The organism is Sphingomonas sp. RB1R13 (assembly GCF_036663775.1).
Lineage (GTDB): Bacteria > Pseudomonadota > Alphaproteobacteria > Sphingomonadales > Sphingomonadaceae > Sphingomicrobium.
Genome location: NZ_JAXOJM010000003.1, coordinates 172,789 through 189,545, shown reverse-complemented (window position 1 = coordinate 189,545; position 16,757 = coordinate 172,789). Strand labels below are relative to the sequence as shown.

Genomic DNA, 16,757 nt, shown 5'->3' with positions numbered 1-16,757 from the left:
CAGGGAGCGAAACGGGCATGCGGCCAGGCGACACGGCAACGACCGGACCACGGAAGATCCGTAATATCGGCGAACTCGCAAAGATTGCGGGCGTATCGGCGGGCACCGTCTCGCGCGCTTTAGCGAATAAGTCGCTGGTTAATGCCGAAACCCGCGAGCGGATCCAGGCGATCGCGCGTGAACATGGCTTTCGCCCCAACCAGATGGCGAGCAAGCTGCGCACCCAGCGAAGCAATGTCATCGGCGTGGTCGTGCCGCTGGGCCACGAGCGCAGCCAGCATATTTCGGACCCATTCTTCATGACCCTGCTCGGCTATTTGGCCGACGGGCTGACCGAGAATGGCTTTGACCTGATGCTGTCGCGGGTCGTGCCCGACAGCGACGACTGGCTCGACCGCATTGTCGACTCGGGCATGCTCGAAGGCGTGTTGCTGATCGGCCAATCGAACGTGTTCGACACCATCGAGCGGGTGGCCGCCGATTATCTGCCGCTGGTCGTGTGGGGCGAACACCGACCGGGTCAGGTCCACTGCGCGGTCGGATCGGACAATCGCACCGGCGGGCGGCTGGCGGCGCAGCAGCTGATCGATCGCGGATGCCGACGCCTTGCTTATCTCGGCGACGTCCAGCCGCCCGAGATCTCCGAACGATACGCCGGCGCGCAGGAAGCGGCGAGGACGGCCGGGCTCGACGAAATCGAAATTCTCTCCACACCGCTTGCTGCCGACGCGATGCAGTCGACGATTGCCGAGCATATCGCCCGGCTCGGCGACGGGATTGACGGGATTATCGCCGCGTCGGACGTGGTGGCGATGACGGTCATTCGCGCACTGGCCGACCATGACATCTCGGTGCCCGACGCTGTCGCGGTCGTCGGTTTCGACGACCTTGCGATCGCGACCCAGACAGTCCCGCGGCTGACGACGGTGCGCCAGGATATCGAACGCGGCGCGCGCGAAATGGTCGATGCCCTGTTCAAGCGGATCGCCGGCAATGCGACCCAGTCGGTGGTGATGAAGCCCGAACTGATCGTGCGCGATTCCGCCTAGGGTCGGGTCAGTCGAGCTGCTGGCACAATTCGACTGAAACAACCATTAGCGACGAATCGTCACGCGCTCCCCGTTGAAGTCGAGCGCGAACAGGGGTGCGGGGGTGCCGCCGAACTGGTTGCGGACGAGTTCGGGATTCGTGTCGAATCCGCGTGCTTGCAGCCCCCAATGATCGATGAAGGCGATTACCTCGCCGTCGCCGTCGACCCACCAGCTATAGGCCTGGATCGGTTCGTCGGCGGGGTTGGCGGCGACCAGCCCAGACCCGTTGACGGCGCGCCACGGCCCGTCGAGTCGATCGGCGACCATAGCGTAAAGGCCATTCGGTCCGGCCACCGCGGCAGGTGAAAAGGTTCGCGCCTGGGTCGAGAAGAATAAATAATAATGCCCGCCGAAGAAGCGGATGTGGGGCCGTTCGAGCTCATTGTTGATGCCCACTGCCTCGACCAGCGGATCGTCGAGCCGCCAGCCGTCATCGACGCGCGTGACAAGGCCAACGACGCCATTGTGGGGATCGGCGTTCCAGCCGGCACTGCCTGCGAACAGGATATGGTCATGGCCGGTCGCGGGGTCGCGGAAAAAGGCCGGGTCGCGGAATGCCTTGATCGCCCCGGGCACGCCCTCGAGCTCGCGCGCCGCGACATAGCGCTCGCCGTCGCTGGCGACGATCTCACGAGGCGCTCCCCAGCCCGAAATGCCGGTGTCGTCGAGCCGCGCGTCGACCTCGAACAGTCGCTGTTCGAAGCTGGGGACATCGCCCGCGCGGCCCGCCGCAGTGAAGTAAAGCGTCACGCGATCATCGTCCCACAGCACCGCCGATCCGGCCCACTCGCGGCTGCCCGGGTTGGCGCCGTCGGGCAACGCTTCGCCTAGGTCGATCCAGTCGCCGCCGTCACGCGCGATCAGCCGGATCCGCGCATGGTCGTGACGCTGGCCCGGATCAGGCAGGCGCGGCGCAGACAGGAAGAACCAATATTCGCGGCCGTTGCGACGGGCGACACGGCCATCGACCGTTTCGAGCGGCCAGCAGTCCCACAGGTCGAGATCGACCAGGATCGGCTTGGCATCGGTGATGAGCGGCAGCGACGCGGCGGCCCGGTCAAAGCTTGCCGGCGCCCAGCGGCTGATCCGTGCCGGGTCGAACGGCGCGCAAAATTGGTCGGGATCGGCCATGGTCAGGCAGCTTTCAATATGAACATGGCAATGCTGTGGGCGGCCATATGGGGGAGGGGGAGGCCGGTGCCGGCAAGCCAGCTGGCTGAATATGTTGCGCTTGTAGCGTCCGCTGCGCTGATCGGGCGGACGCTGATGTCGCCGTCGCCGGTGAGCATGGGCAAACGCACGGGCGCGAGCCGGTCGGTCGGGGGATCAATGACCGTCACGAACAGGATGAGGTGCGCTGGATCGCCGACCGCCTGCCACATCAGGCCGGGTTCCTCGCCAAGCCAGGTCTGGCCCGAGTGGAGCCGGTCGCGGTGCGTCTTGTAGGTCGCGATCCAGCCCGCCAGCAGATTGCGGTCGACATCGTTCAAGCGGGCCGGGTCGAGCTCGACCCCGAAGTGGCCACACAGCGCAACGCCCGCGCGAAACTCGATCGGCTGGACGCGGCCGGTGGCGTGCGACGGGCTCGCCCCGACATGCGCGCCCATCATTTCAGGCGGCATGAAGGCAAGGAAACCACGCTGGATGGCCGTGCGGCTGACAGCGTCGAGGTTGTCGCTCGCCCAGAAACGCTCGACCCGGGTGGCAATGCCGGCATCGATCCGTCCACCACCGCCGGCGCAGGACTCGATCTCGACCCCGGGGTGCGCCGCTCGGACGCGGTCGATCAGTGCGTAGGTTCCCATGACCTGGGCGTGATAGCTTGCCCCGCCATCGGCATTGCCCGCGGTCGCAAGGTGGCGATTATGATCCCATTTGAGGTAGGCGATCGGCAGCTCGCCAAGCAGGGCATCGAGCGCGTCGAACAGGTAATCGCGAACGTCCGCGCGGCTCATGTCGAGGACGAGCTGGTTGCGCGCGGTGACCATCGCCCGACCGGCAATGTGCAGCGCCCAATCAGGATGCGCGCGGTAAAGGTCGCTGTCGGGATTGACCATTTCGGGTTCGACCCACAGCCCGAATTCCATGCCCAGCTTGCGGACATGATCGGCCAGGGGTTTGAGCCCATCGGGATATTTCGCACGATCGACCTGCCAGTCACCCAGCCCCGACCGGTCGTCGGGCCGCCCCCTGAACCAGCCATCGTCGAGTACGAATCGCTCGACCCCGATGGCCGCGGCACGATCGGCCAGCGCCATTAGCCGCGCCTCATCCTGGTCGAAGTAAAGCCCTTCCCAGCTGTTGAGATGAACGGGACGGGGCGTCATTCCTCTGCCTGCCCATGGCGCGCGTGAGCGGATTGCCTGATGGAAATTGGCGCTCGCGCCGTTGAGCCCGTCGGGAGAATAGGTTGCGAGCAACTCTGGCGTGGCGAACGCCTCACCCGCCGCCAGCCGGACTTCGCCCGGCGCCAGCCACTCGCCCGCGGCCAGCGTCCAGCCCGGTCCGTCGCACTCGATCGACAGCCGTGAATTGCCCGACCAGGCGAGCTGGACCGCATGGACCGGCCCCCGGTGCCACCCAGCGCCGTCGCCGAGCACGAACAGGCCTGCTGGCCCGCCGTGCCCAGTCAGCCCGCGCCGCTCCTCGCGAAACCAGCCATGCGCGGGCATTGCTTCGCGAAGCTCCTGAAACTCGGCATTGTGGCGGCCGGTGAACGAGCGGATCGTCTTGCTCGATGGCGGGAGCGGCAGGATTGCGGGCGCCAGCGAGCAGAGCGCGAGCGGCAATTCGCCACGGTTGGTGAGCGTCGCCGAAATCGTCAGCACGTCGCTGACCGGATCGAGAAGGAAGCGCTGCTCCAGTCCGATCCGCGCGATGCTGTCGATCAGGTGGACGACAAGCTGCGTCTCGTTCGCTTCGACCTCGATACTGTCCCAGCCACAGGAAAAGTCGCGGCCGTCACGATGCGCGGAAAACAGGGGCTGGCCGAACCCGCCGAGCCCGAATCCGGGCGCGGTCGACAGCGGGACGACGACATCGGGCGAAAAACTCAGCGGCTGCTCGTCGCGCGGCGGCAGGTCGCCGGGCGTGACTCGCTCGCCCCAGTGCCGCCACAAGGGCGCACCGTTGGCGATCCGCTCGAGGACAAGGCTCGAGCGTCGCCCGGTCAGGACGATGTGATCCTTCACGCCGTGAGAGGAGCCATCGCCGGCGCCTTCTTGGCCCAGCCCTCACGGACCCACAGCACGGCAACCGCGGCACAGATCATCATTCCCCCGGCGAGACGAAGCACGTTGCGCGGATCGCCGTGAAGCACATCGACCACCGTCGGGATGGTCGCCAGCCCCCACAAGCTGGCGGGCGCCCCGCCATAGATCAGCGGCAGGGTCATCGCGATGAGGATCATCGGAATGACGATCATCATGTTGAAAATACCCATATAAACACCGGTCCGCTCAGGCGGGATCGATCCGGCGAGGATGACATAGGGGTTGCCCATGATGCTTCCCCAGGCAAGCCCGACGCCGATCGCGGGGACGAACAACAATGCCTTGTTGGCGATTTCGGGAATGACCAGCATCCCGATCCCGCCGAGCGCGAGGCAGATGGCGTGAACGACGCCCGGCCCGATCCGCTTCGACAGCGGGACCATCGCAAAGGCCGAGACGAAGGCGATGCCGTTGTAGAAAGCGGCCATCTCGCCATTGGTCAGCACCGCGCTGTGGAAGCCCGAGCTTTGCGCGTCGGCGGTGCCATAGACCGATCGGCCGATCGAATAGACCACATAGCCCCAGTAGGCAGCCATGGCATACCATTGGAACAGGCTCATCACGCCCAGCTTGCGCATCGCCGGGGGCATGTCGCGGATCGCCGAACCAATCTCCGCGAAGGTCGCACCGATTCCGCGCGGACGGGCCAGCAACTCGGTCCGTTCGGCTTCGCTGAGCGGAAGTTCGGGGACGCGCTTGACCGAATAGAGGATGGTGGCGAGCGACAGCACCGCGCCGATCATGAACACCACGCGGGCGGTGTAGGGAATATGGTGCGCGTCGACCGCGTCCTGGTTCATGCCCAGCCAGACGAGGATGGACGGGGTCAGGAAGGCGAGCATTTGGGCAAGCCCGGTGAAGGCGCTCTGGGTGAGGAAGCCGATCTCGTGCTGGCTGGTATCGAGCCGGTCGGAGACATAAGCGCGATAGGGCTCCATCGTGATATTATTGCCCGCATCGAGCAGCCACAGCAGCGAAACCGCCATCAGCAGCGAGCTCGATAGCGGCATGAAGAACAGGCCTAGGGAGCAGAGCATTGCGCCGATCAGGAAATAGGGCGTGCGGCGGCCCCATTTGCCCGCAGTCCGGTCTGACATCGCGCCGATCACAGGTTGGACAAGCAACCCCGTCAGGGGACCGGCCAGCAGCAACAGCGGAAGCTCGGCTTCATGCGCGCCGAGATAGGAATAGATTGGCCCCATGTTGCCTTGCTGCAGACCAAAGCTGAACTGCAGCCCGAGGAACCCCAGATTCATCTCCAGGATGCGCGTCAGCGACAGGCGAGGCTTGATATTGGTCATCGCGGCGGTCCCTCCCCCGGGCCCGTGAGGCCCGAACCGGTCTGGCGCCGGATCACTGCCACCATATCCGCTTTGCAAATCTTTGCAACAATCGATTGCAATCAAGAACCAGCCTAGCAAAGTTGGCCGTCGACTTTGGTACGACAATGCGCAATTGCTCGCGCTTGCTCCATCCCATTGCAAGGAACCCCGCATGGCCCAGGCCTATATTGTCGAAGCCCTGAGAACCGCTGGCGGTCGCCGCAACGGCGCACTTCGCGACTGGCATCCGGTCGACATGGGCGCGGCGGTAATCGATGCGATCGTCGGGAAAAGCGGGATTGACCCGGCGGCGGTCGACGACGTGATCGTCGGCTGTGTCAGCCAGGTCGGCGAGCAAAGCTTCCACGTCGGGCGCAACATGGTGCTGGCGTCATCATTGCCGCAAACGGTTCCGGCGGTGACCATCGACCGCCAATGCGGCAGCTCGCAGCAGGCGCTCCACTTCGCGGCGCAAGCGGTAATGTCGGGGACTCAGGACATCGTCCTTGCTGCCGGGGTCGAACATATGACCCGCGTGCCCATGGGTACGCCGACGATCCTGGCGATGCAGGCCGGGGTAGGGAAGGGGCCGTGGAGCGAGGCGCTGCTCGAAAAATATGGCGTGACCGAGTTCAGCCAGTTCACCGGCGCGCAGATGATCGCCGATCACTATGGCTTCACCCGCGAGATGCTCGACACGTTTGCGCTGGAGTCGCATCGGCGGGCATCGGCTGCGACCGCAGCGGGGTCGTTCGACGATGAAATCGTCTCGCTTAAAATCGTCGATGCCGACGGCAATGAGTCCCTCCACACCCGCGACGAGGGGGTGCGCGGAGATGCGTCGATGGAAGGGCTGGCCGCGCTCAAGACGATCAAGCCGGGCGGGGTGGTCACCGCGGGCAATGCCAGCCAGATCTGCGACGGTGCATCGGGCGTGCTGATCGTCAACGAGCGCGCGCTGAAGCAGCATGGATTGACCCCGATCGCGCGGATCGACCATCTGACGGTCACCGGGGGCGACCCCGTGATCATGCTGATGGAGCCGATCCCGGCCACTAGGCGTGCGCTCGAACGGTCGGGGCGGTCGATCGGCGACATCGACCTTTACGAGGTGAATGAGGCGTTCGCGCCGGTCCCGCTGGCGTGGCTCAAGGAGCTCGGCGGCGATCCTGATCGGCTCAACGTGAATGGCGGCGCGATCGCACTCGGCCATCCGCTTGGCGCCAGCGGGACCAAGTTGATGACGACCCTGGTCCACGCGCTTCGGGCTCGGGGCAAGCGCTTCGGGCTTCAGACGATGTGCGAAGGCGGCGGCATCGCCAACGTCACGATTATTGAAGCCCTTTAAGCCGCCGACGGATCGGTCACCCGCAGCGTCGCCAGCGCGGCGAGACCCATGACCAGCGCGGCGGCGAGCATCGTCCAGATCGGCTGGCCGGGGAAAAACGCCTTCATGATCGACCCCATCACCGTCGCCACGAGCAACTGCGGGATGACGATGAAGATATTGAACAGCCCCATGTAAATGCCGAGCTTGCCCTGCGGCAGCGCGCTCGCCAGGATTGCGTAGGGCATGGCGAGGATCGACGCCCAGGCAATTCCGACCCCGACTTCGGACAGCAATAGCCAGTTGGCGTCGGGCATGACGAAGAAGCTGGCATAGCCCGCGGCCCCGGCGGCGAGACACAGCGCGTGGGTGCGCACCTTGCCGACCTTTTCGGCGAGCCACGGCAGCAGGGTCAGCGCGGCGATCGCGGCGACACCGTTGTAGACGGCGAACAGCACGCCCACCCAGTTGCCGCCGTCCTGAAACGCCGGGCTGGCGGCATCGCTCGACCCGAAATAGCGCATCGCGACAACCGGCGTGGTGTTGATCCACATGATGAACAGCGCCGACCAGCTGAAGAATTGAGCAACGGCGAGGCGCTTCATCACGGGCGGCATGCCGGCGAAATCGCCGACGATCGATGACAGCATGGTCGACTTGCCCGACCGGGCGAGGAAAATCGCGATCAGGCTGGCGAAGCCATAGGCGGCCAGCAGCCCACCGAGTAGGTAAACTTCCTTCTCGAGCCCGAACCGCGCGACCGCGGTGATCACCATCGCGCCGGCGCCAAGCCAGACCATGCTCGGGGCGAAGCCGCGCGCAGCGAGCAGTCGCTGCACTTCGACTGCACCATCGTCGACCCCGGCGCTGCCGAAGGCGCGCTGCTCGTCGGGGCTATATTCGCGGGTCGTGACCACCGTCCACAGGACCGACAGGAACAGCGCCGCCCCGCCAAACCAGAAGCTGTAGCGGACGGTGTCGGGAATCCCGCCGCCGGGCGCGTCGTTCGAAATGCCGAGATGGTCGAGCAAATAGGGGAAGATCGACCCGACCACCGCGCCGACGCCGATGAAGGCGGTCTGGATGGCATAGCCGGCGGTGTGCTGGTCCTTGCGCAACATGTCGCCGACGAACGCGCGGAACGGCTCCATCGAAATGTTGAGGCTGGCGTCGAGCATCCACAGCAGGGTCGCCGCGAACAGCAGGGCATGCGCCATCGGCATCAGCAGCAACGCCAGCGCGGCGAGGATTGCGCCTGCCAGGAAGTAAGGTCGCCGACGACCGAGCCGACCAAGCCAGGTGCGATCGGACAAATGCCCGACGATCGGCTGGACCAGCAATCCGGTGAGCGGCGCTGCAATCCACAGCGCGGGCAAATCGTCGAGGCTGGATCCGAGCGACTGGAAGATCCGGCTCATGTTCGCGTTCTGCAACGCAAAGCCGATCTGGATCCCGAAAAAGCCGAACGAGATATTCCACAGGCCGGCAAGGCTTTGGCGCGGCCTTTGCGCTACATCATCAAGCGACTGGCGCGGCTCTTCCGCGCGCGTTTGTTCGATCACCACTTGTCTCCCCTGTACTTACGCTGGCAGAAGAAGCGCGCGCTGCCAACGCGGCACGACCAATGCTGCAATGCAGCGCATACGAATACCTGCGTGACGCCCCAGTCTTCGGTGGCTAGCGACAGGGACGTTCAGAGGGGAATAGATTATGGCGCTTGCACCGGCCTTCAGCGAAGCGGAGGTAAGCCCGTTGAACGGCTCGTCTGCCGGCGATCCCCCCGCCAATGCGCGCTCGCTGCAATGGTATGTGTTTGGCCTGTTCTTCATCTTCGGCGGGATCACCAGTCTCAACGACGTGCTGATCCCCAAGCTGAAGGAGCTCTACAGCCTCAACTATTTCCAGGCGATGCTGATCCAGTTCGCCTTCTTTGCTGCTTATGCGATCATCTCGATGCCCGGCGCCGCGCTGGTCAAGAAGCTGGGCTATATGCGCACCGCGGTGGTCGGCCTGCTGACCATGGCGGCAGGGTGCCTGCTGTTCATCCCGGCGGCCAGCTCGTCGCTCTACATCGCGTTTCTGGGCGCGTTGTTCGTCCTCGCCAGCGGGGTCGTCATCGTCCAGGTCGTCGCCAATCCGTTGATTTCGATGCTGGGCCCCAAGAAGACCACCAGCAGCCGGCTGACCTTTGCACAGGCATTCAACTCGCTCGGCACGACGGTTTTTCCGCTGGTCGGGGCAACGATCATCCTCGGCAGTCTCGCGACAATCGATCCGGCAACGCTCAGCGGAATGGCGCTCGATGCCTATCGCGCGGCCGAAAGCCAGGCGATCGTGCGCACCTATCTCGCGCTCGCCGCCGCGCTTGGGCTGCTTGCATTGCTGGTGTTCCTCGGTCGCAACCGGCTGGTCGAACAGGCTGCGCCGACGACCAACTTGCTCGCCAGCTTCGACCTCCTCAAGCAGACCCGCTTTGCGTTCGGGGCGGCGTGCATCTTCCTCTACGTCGGCGCCGAAGTGTCGATCGGCAGCGTGCTGGTCAACTATCTCAAGCAGGCCGACACGCTGGGCGGAAGCACGCTCAGCGCCGGTCGGCTGGTCGCTTTCTACTGGGGCGGCGCGATGGTCGGGCGGTTTATCGGCTCGGCCCTGCTGCGCGTGATCCGGCCCGGGCTGGTGCTGCTCGGGGTTGCAACCGGGGCGATCCTGCTGGTCGCCATCTCGGCGCTGACGCTGGGCGTGCCGTCGGGCTATGCACTGCTCGCGGTCGGGCTGATGAATTCGATCATGTTCCCGACGATCTTCAGCCTGGCGAGTGAGGAGCTTGGCCCCCGAGCAGCCGACGGGAGCGGCATCATCTGCGTCGCGATCGTTGGCGGGGCGATTGTCCCGGCGATCACTGGCCTCGTCGCCGACGCCACCACGCTGCGTAGCGCCATGATCGTGCCTGTGCTGTGCTACGCGGTGATCGCCGCCTTCGGGCTGTGGTGTGCCAACCGGGCGCGCGCCGCTGCATGACGTCGTCAGTCCATGCGACCGAGAGCCTCGTCTTCTCGGTCCTGCTCCAGTTGATCGTGATGATCGCCGCGGCGCGGTTGCTCCACGTCGCGGCGCGCAAGCTGGGGCAGCCGGGCGCCGTTGGCGAGATTGTTGCCGGGCTGCTGCTTGGGCCGTCGCTGCTCGGCTGGGCCGCGCCGGGCGTGTCGCTCGCGCTGTTCGGGGCGAAGCCCGCGCAGGCGGTAACGATCCTGAGCCAGCTTGGCCTGACCCTGCTGATGTTCCAGATCGGCGCCGAGTTTGAATTCGCGCATCTGAAGGAACGCCAGCCACGCCGTGCCGCGCTGTTGATCGCGGCGGTGTCGCTGGCGGTGCCGTTCGGGCTTGGCGTGATGGTCGGTCATTACAGCCACGACCGGCTCGCCCCGGCGATCGACACCAACATCTACTCGCTGTTCATCGGGGTCGCGATGGCGATTACCGCGCTGCCGATCCTCGGACGAATCCTTGTCCAGTTCGACCTCCAGCGGCACAAGCTGGGCGTCGTCGCGATCGCGGCGGCGGCGATCAATGATGTCGTTGGCTGGATATTGCTGGCGATGGTTTCGGCGCTAGCTGCCGCGCAGCTCAGCTGGGGAGCAAGCCTGATCCAGCTTGGAGGCCTCGCCGCGCTGATCGTCTTCGCGCGCTTCGCGCTGGCGCCGCTCGCGACATGGCTGGTGCAGCGCTATCCGGTCGAGGAGGGCGTGCTGTCGCCAAGCCTGATGGCCATCATCCTGTGTCTCATTTTCGGTCTGGCCATCTGCACCTTTGCGCTCGGTGTCTTCGCAATCTTCGGCGGCTTCCTCGCTGGGCTGTTGTTCCATCGCCACCTCGATTTCGTCGCGGCATGGCGGCGGCAGGTCGGGGGTTTTGTGCTGGTGTTCTTCCTGCCGATCTTCTTCACCTTCACCGGTCTGCGCACCAATTTGCTCGGCCTGTCGGGTGATCTCGACTGGCTGGCGGTCGTGCTGGCGGCGGCGATCCTCGGCAAGATCGTGCCGGTCTATCTTGCAGCGCGCGCCAGTGGTTTCTCAAGCGACGAGAGTTGGACGCTGGGATCGCTGATGAACACCCGCGCGCTGATGGAGCTGATCGTGCTCAACGTCGGGTTCGAGCTGGGCTTCCTGCCGCCGTCGATTTTCGCGATGCTGGTGCTGATGGCAGTGCTGACGACGCTGATGACGGGGCCACTGTTGCAGCTGCTGCTGCCGCGACTGGGGCACAGGGTCGCGGCCGGGATCGAAGCCTGAGCGTGGCCGCTAGTCGGTCGAACCGCGCAATTTAAGCTCGACCGGCAGCAGCCGGCTGGTCGATGGCCTGCGCTCGACCGCTTCGATCAATGCCTCGACCAGCGCCTCGCCGGCCAGCCGCGGGTCCTGGGCGACCGTGGTCAGGGCCGGGCGGGCAAAGCGCGCCGCCGCGAGGTCATCGAAGCCAATGATCGCCACGTCGCCGGGCACGTGCCGCCCCGATTCCTGAAGCACCCGCATCGCCCCGATGGCGACGAGGTCGCTTGAGGCGAACACGGCATCGAACGGCGTGCGCGATTCCACCAGCCGCCGGGCCGCGTCGGCGCCATCCTCTTCGCTGGGCAATGCGTCGATGCGCAACGCCTCGTCGACCGCAACCCCCGCGGCGTCGTGCGCCCGGCAATAGCCCAGCCAGCGGTCGAGCAGTTCGGGGTACGCCTTGGTAGCCGATCCGAGAAACGCGATCCGCCGCCGTCCTGTGCCAAGCAGGTGCGCCGTCGCGGCAAAGCCCCCGCCCTCATTGTCCGACCCGATCGTCGTCCCGATCTCGCCGTCGCGCGGACTTCCCCAACGGACGAAATGCGTCCCCTGTTCGATCAGCTTCTCGAGCCGGGGGCGGGTGAGCAGATAGTCGCCATAGCCGAGCAGGATGATCCCGTCGGCCTTGCGACTGTCCTCATAATCGACGTGCCAGTCCGACGACAGCTGCTGGAACGAGATCAACAGGTCGTAGCTGCGCGCGGCACAGCTTCGCACCATGCTGCCGAGCATCGACAGATAGAAGGGATTGATCAGCGACTCCTCGGGGCTCATGTCCTCGAAGAATAGCAGCGCCAGGGTCCGCGAATGCTGCCGGCGGAGCCCCGAGGCATTCTTGTCGACCTTGTATTGGAGCTGCTCGGCGGCAGCCAGGACACGCGCCCGTGTTTCGGCGCTGACCGAGTTGTTGCCCGAAAGCGCACGCGAAACCGTCGGCTGCGAAACGCCGGCCAGCTCGGCAATATCGAACGAGGTAGGGCGGCGCTGTGACATGAGTCGGGCGGCACGTTTCGTTGCATGCGGGCCACAATGGTCTCCGCAAGACACAGCCTAGCGAGGCTGCATACGTATGTATAGCGACGCGGTCGATCGACTGCGTCACATGACCTTTAACCGTAATGGCGGAAGCAGCGCTGGGAAGCGCGCTTAAGAGGGGATTTTTCGATGACCAAATTCACGCGTGCGCTTTATTCGACCACGTCGCTGGGCGTGGCGCTGGCCCTCGCCAGCCCGGCCTTGGCGCAAACCGCAGCGCCTGCTGGTCCGCCGGCCGCCGCGCCCACCCCCGACGACAGCAGCACGATCGTCGTCACCGGCTTCCGCGCCGCGCTGCGCAGCGCCACCGCGCGCAAGAAGAAGGCCGAGACGGTCGTCGAATCGGTTAGCGCCGAAGACATTGGCAAGCTGCCCGACAACAGCATCGGCGAATCGATCGCGCGTCTTCCGGGTCTTGCCGCGCAGCGCAACGGTGGCCGCGCCAACATCATCTCCATCCGCGGCTTCGGCCCCGACTTCTCGACGACCACGCTTAACGGTCGCCAGCAGACCACTTCGAACGACAGCCGCGCAGTCGAGTTTGACCAATTCCCGTCAGAAGTGCTCGCCGGCGTCGACGTCTACAAGACCGCCGAGGCCGATCACACCGCCGGCGGCCTGGTCGGAAGCATCGACCTCCGCACCATTCGTCCGCTCGATGTCGGGCATCGCGTGCTCGCCATCGGCGGCCGCGCCGCCTATGTCGACCAGAAGCTCCAGCCCAAGAGCAAGGACAAGGGCTTCCGCGTTTTCGGCACCTATGTCGACCAGTTCGCCGACGGCAAGGTCGGTGTCGCTTTGTCGGCGTCCTACATGGACGATCCCTACCAGACCAAGGACTGGAATGCCTGGGGTTATGGCAATAATTATGCTGGCGGCGGCCCCAAGGATTATGGGATGAACGGCGTCAAGAGCTGGTTTGAATCGAGCCAGCTCAAGCGCCTCGGCACCAACGCCACGGTCCAGGCCAAGCTCAGCGACAACCTCACGATGAGCGTCGATGGCTTCTATTCCACCTTCAAGGAAAACGTCGACAAGCGCGGCTGGGAAATGCCGTTCAACTGCGGCGGCGGTTGCGGTCATGACCAGTTCGTCACGACGACCTTTACCCAGTCAGGCGACAATCGCATCGCCACCTCGGGCACCGTCCGCGGTACTCCGGTGATCGAGAATTATGCGATCGACCGGAAGACCAAGCAGCTTTCACTCGGCACCAACCTGGCATGGGACGGCCATAATGGCTGGAAGGCGCTTGGCGACATCAGCTATTCGCGCACCACGCGCACCGATCACAATCTGGAAACCACCGCCGGTCTTGGCCGCGCACTTCCCAATGCAACCGCGACGGTGTCCTACACCTTCACCGATCATGGTCCCGAATTCGTCAGCAACTACAATGGTGCGAGCTCCGCGCTGGTGCTGACCGACGTCGAAGGCTGGAGCGGGTCGCCGGTCCAGGCCGGTTATGACAAGGTCCGCAAGAGCCACGACGATCTCACCGAACTCCGCGGCGAAATCGAGCGCGAAATCGGCGGCGGCTTCATCAAGGCAATCAAGCTTGGTGCCGACTACACCGACCGCAAGAAGAGCGTCAGCCAGGACGAAGCCTTCCTCTCGCCCCCCAACGGCGCTTTGACGGCGGCAATTCCCGCCAGCCAGATCATCGGCACCGTCAATCTCGATCGCGGGCTCGGGCCGATCATTGCCTATGACCCGCGCGCGATCGTTGCCGCTGGTGTTCTTCAATTCATCCCAAATCCGTACGGGGCGAGCCAGGGCTACAACGTCAGTGAAAAGGTGTGGACGCCCTATGCGATGGCGCCGATCGACGCCGCGCTCGGTTCCGTCCAGCTGACCGGCAACATCGGCGTCCAGGGCGTGCATACTTCGGTCAAGTCGACCGGCTTCTCCAAGCCGACGATCACCGACGACTACTGGATGGTGCTGCCCAGCCTCAACCTCAACTTCCGCTTCCCCAATGACGTCGTCATTCGCTTTGCTGCGGCCAAGCAGATGATGCGTCCGCGGCTTGACCAGCTCAACAACAATGTCGGCTTTGGGGTCGACAACACGAAAAGCCCGCCAATCTACAACGGCGGCGGTGGCAACGCGCTGCTTCGTCCCTATCAGGCGAAGGCGATCGATCTGAATATTGAGAAGTATTTCGGGACCAAGGGCTACATCGCGGTCCAGACATTCTACAAGCATCTCGACACGTACATCGACGCGCAGGCGCAATCGAACACGTTCGATTATTCGGGCTTTCCCAAGCCCGCCGGCAATCCGCCCGCATCGCCGATCGGCATCTTCAACGGCCCGGTAAATACCCATGGCGGGAAAATGTACGGGGTCGAGGTCGCCGGCACGCTGCCGTTCGATACTTTCTCCAGCGCCTTGTCGGGCTTCGGGCTGACCGGCGGCTTCGGCTACACCAAGACCAGCGTTGCCCGCTATGACGGGCGGGTCACGCAGATCCCGGGCTATTCGAAGTTCGTCGCCAACCTGACCGCTTTCTATGAGAATAACGGTTTCAGCGCGCGCGGCAGCCTTCGTCATCGGTCCGGGTTCATCGGCGACTTCGTCCAGTTCAACGGCAACTTCGATCAGCAATATGTGCTCGCCGAAAATATCTACGATGCCCAGATTGGCTATGACTTCGCCGCAGGCTCGTCGCTCCACGGTCTTTCGCTCTACCTTCAGGGCCAGAATCTGACCAACGAGCGCCAGGCCACGATCGGCATCATCGGCAGCCCGGACTCGTGGCTGAAATATCAGACGTACGGCCGTCGCTTCCTTGCCGGCGCCACCTACAAGTTCTGATCCTAAATGGCCCCCGGCGCGCGATTGCGGCGGGGGCCAATTCCATGCAGGGCGGCTCGATGACCAATTTAGCGCCCCTCGATATCGTGATAGCCGGGGGGGGTACCGCAGGCTGGATGGCGGCGGCGACCTTCGCCCGCTTTCTCGGCAATCGCGCCTCGATCACGCTGGTCGAATCCGACGAGATCGGCACCGTCGGCGTCGGCGAGGCGACGATCCCGCAAATCCATAATCTCCTCGTCGGACTCGGCATCGACCAGGCCGAATTCCTCCGCGCCACCAACGGCAGTTTCAAGCTGGGGATCGAGTTCGTCGACTGGCTCCGCGTCGGCCACCGCTACATCCACAGCTTCGGCAGCGTCGGGCGCGGGGTCGGACTGATCCCGTTCCGGCAATTGTGGCTTCGCGGGCGGGCGATGGGCGTCGCCGGGGACTATGACGATTACAGCATCAACATCGCCGCCGCGCGCGCCGGTCGCATGGCAAAGGGTGACGGCGCCGCCAAGGCCATTCCCGACCTGTCCTACGCCTATCATTTTGACGCAACCGCCTTCGCCGCCATGCTGCGCGGCTATTCCGAGGAGCGCGGCGTCAAGCGCATCGAAGGCAAGATCGGCGAGGTCGAACGCGATGGCGAGTCCGGCGACATCGTCGCGCTCACCCTCAACGGCGAACGCCGCATTAAAGGCAGCCTGTTCATCGATTGCACCGGCTTTCGCTCGCTGCTGCTCGGCGATGCACTCGGCGTCCCGTTCGTCGACTGGAGCCAGTGGTTGCCATGCGACCGCGCGCTGGCGGTGCCGTGCGAATCGTCAGACGCCTTCCGCCCCTACACCCAGTCGATGGCGCGCCCCGCGGGCTGGCAATGGCGCATCCCGCTGCAGCATCGCACCGGCAACGGCCATGTCTTCTGCTCGTCGTTCATGGAAGCCGACGCGGCGAGCGACCTGCTGCTTGCCAATCTCGACGGAAAGCCCAGCGCCGATCCGCGCCTGATCCGCTTTACAACCGGTCACCGCGCCCAATACTGGTCGCACAACTGCGTCGCGCTGGGGCTTGCGGCTGGGTTCATGGAGCCGCTTGAATCGACCAGCATCCACCTCGTCCAGTCGGCCCTTGGGCGGCTGCTCAACCTGCTTCCCGGGGACGGCCAGCGGCTCGCCACCGCGCGCGACACGTTCAACCGCCTGTCTGATATCGAATGGGTCAGGATCCGCGATTTCCTCCAGCTTCACTATGCCGCCAATGATCGCGTCGGCGAGCCGTTCTGGGACCATGTCCGCAACACGCCCTTGCCCGACACGCTGGCGCAAAAGATCGACCTGTTCCGCGACGCCGGCCTGTTCATCCGCGAGGAGGACGAGCTGTTCCTCGACGACAGCTGGGGGCAGGTCATGCTGGGGCAGGGGATCACTCCGCAAGGCTGGTCGCCGCTGGCCGACAATGTGCCGGGCGAAGACGTCGGGCCATTCCTCGGCAGCATCGCCAATGGCTATCGCGCCAAGGCTGCGACATTCGCCACTCATCGTGATTTCGTTGCGACCATGGTCGCCGCGTGAAGG

Annotated in this window: 11 protein-coding genes; 6 read left to right on the top strand and 5 right to left on the bottom strand. The window is 64.8% G+C overall.

Annotation, left to right across the window (positions count from 1 at the left end):
• Positions 1 to 17: 17 nt before the first annotated feature.
• Positions 18 to 1,049, top strand: coding sequence for a LacI family DNA-binding transcriptional regulator (locus tag U1700_RS10390; protein ID WP_332752590.1), 1,032 nt, complete (start codon positions 18 to 20; stop codon positions 1,047 to 1,049).
• 45 nt (positions 1,050 to 1,094) lie between these two features.
• Here U1700_RS10390 and U1700_RS10385 read toward each other — a convergent pair whose 3' ends face one another.
• From U1700_RS10385 to U1700_RS10375, 3 genes are read right to left on the bottom strand one after another with little or no spacing between them, the layout of a single operon-like run.
• Complete coding sequence (locus tag U1700_RS10385) at positions 1,095 to 2,222, bottom strand: glycoside hydrolase family 68 protein (RefSeq protein ID WP_332752589.1); 1,128 nt, start codon at positions 2,220 to 2,222, stop codon at positions 1,095 to 1,097.
• A gap of 2 nt (positions 2,223 to 2,224) precedes the next feature.
• The gene (locus tag U1700_RS10380; RefSeq protein ID WP_332752588.1) at positions 2,225 to 4,282 is read right to left on the bottom strand and encodes an alpha-galactosidase; all 2,058 of its coding nucleotides are present in this window, start codon (positions 4,280 to 4,282) and stop codon (positions 2,225 to 2,227) included.
• On the bottom strand, positions 4,279 to 5,664 hold the full coding sequence (locus U1700_RS10375) for an MFS transporter (RefSeq protein ID WP_332752587.1): 1,386 nt from the start codon (positions 5,662 to 5,664) through the stop codon (positions 4,279 to 4,281). Before U1700_RS10375 ends, U1700_RS10380 begins: the two co-directional genes overlap by 4 nt.
• A 193-nt stretch (positions 5,665 to 5,857) precedes the next feature.
• Here U1700_RS10375 and U1700_RS10370 point away from each other — a divergent pair, with 193 nt between their 5' ends.
• Positions 5,858 to 7,033 carry an acetyl-CoA C-acetyltransferase gene (locus tag U1700_RS10370; RefSeq protein ID WP_332752586.1) on the top strand — a complete coding sequence of 392 codons (1,176 nt, stop codon included), beginning with the start codon at positions 5,858 to 5,860 and terminating at the stop codon, positions 7,031 to 7,033.
• Here the strand turns inward: U1700_RS10370 and U1700_RS10365 are convergent.
• The gene (locus tag U1700_RS10365) at positions 7,030 to 8,574 is read right to left on the bottom strand and encodes an MFS transporter (protein ID WP_332752585.1); all 1,545 of its coding nucleotides are present in this window, start codon (positions 8,572 to 8,574) and stop codon (positions 7,030 to 7,032) included. The genes U1700_RS10370 and U1700_RS10365 overlap by 4 nt on opposite strands.
• A 148-nt stretch (positions 8,575 to 8,722) precedes the next feature.
• Here U1700_RS10365 and U1700_RS10360 point away from each other — a divergent pair, with 148 nt between their 5' ends.
• Together U1700_RS10360 and U1700_RS10355 are read left to right on the top strand one after the other, a co-directional pair.
• A complete protein-coding gene (locus U1700_RS10360; RefSeq protein WP_332752584.1) occupies positions 8,723 to 10,030 on the top strand; it encodes a sugar MFS transporter in 1,308 nt (435 codons plus the stop codon).
• Positions 10,027 to 11,301 carry a cation:proton antiporter gene (locus U1700_RS10355; protein WP_332752583.1) on the top strand — a complete coding sequence of 425 codons (1,275 nt, stop codon included), beginning with the start codon at positions 10,027 to 10,029 and terminating at the stop codon, positions 11,299 to 11,301. Before U1700_RS10360 ends, U1700_RS10355 begins: the two co-directional genes overlap by 4 nt.
• Before the next feature lie 9 nt (positions 11,302 to 11,310).
• Here U1700_RS10355 and U1700_RS10350 read toward each other — a convergent pair whose 3' ends face one another.
• Positions 11,311 to 12,333, bottom strand: a complete 1,023-nt coding sequence (locus tag U1700_RS10350; protein WP_332752582.1) for a LacI family DNA-binding transcriptional regulator — start codon at positions 12,331 to 12,333, stop codon at positions 11,311 to 11,313.
• A 171-nt stretch (positions 12,334 to 12,504) separates the two neighbouring features.
• Between U1700_RS10350 and U1700_RS10345 the strand changes: the two genes are divergently transcribed.
• Both U1700_RS10345 and U1700_RS10340 read left to right on the top strand, forming a co-directional pair.
• Positions 12,505 to 15,195, top strand: a complete 2,691-nt coding sequence (locus tag U1700_RS10345; protein WP_332752581.1) for a TonB-dependent receptor — start codon at positions 12,505 to 12,507, stop codon at positions 15,193 to 15,195.
• 59 nt (positions 15,196 to 15,254) lie between these two features.
• A complete protein-coding gene (locus U1700_RS10340) occupies positions 15,255 to 16,754 on the top strand; it encodes a tryptophan halogenase family protein (RefSeq protein WP_332752580.1) in 1,500 nt (499 codons plus the stop codon).
• The last annotated feature ends 3 nt before the right edge of the window (positions 16,755 to 16,757 follow it).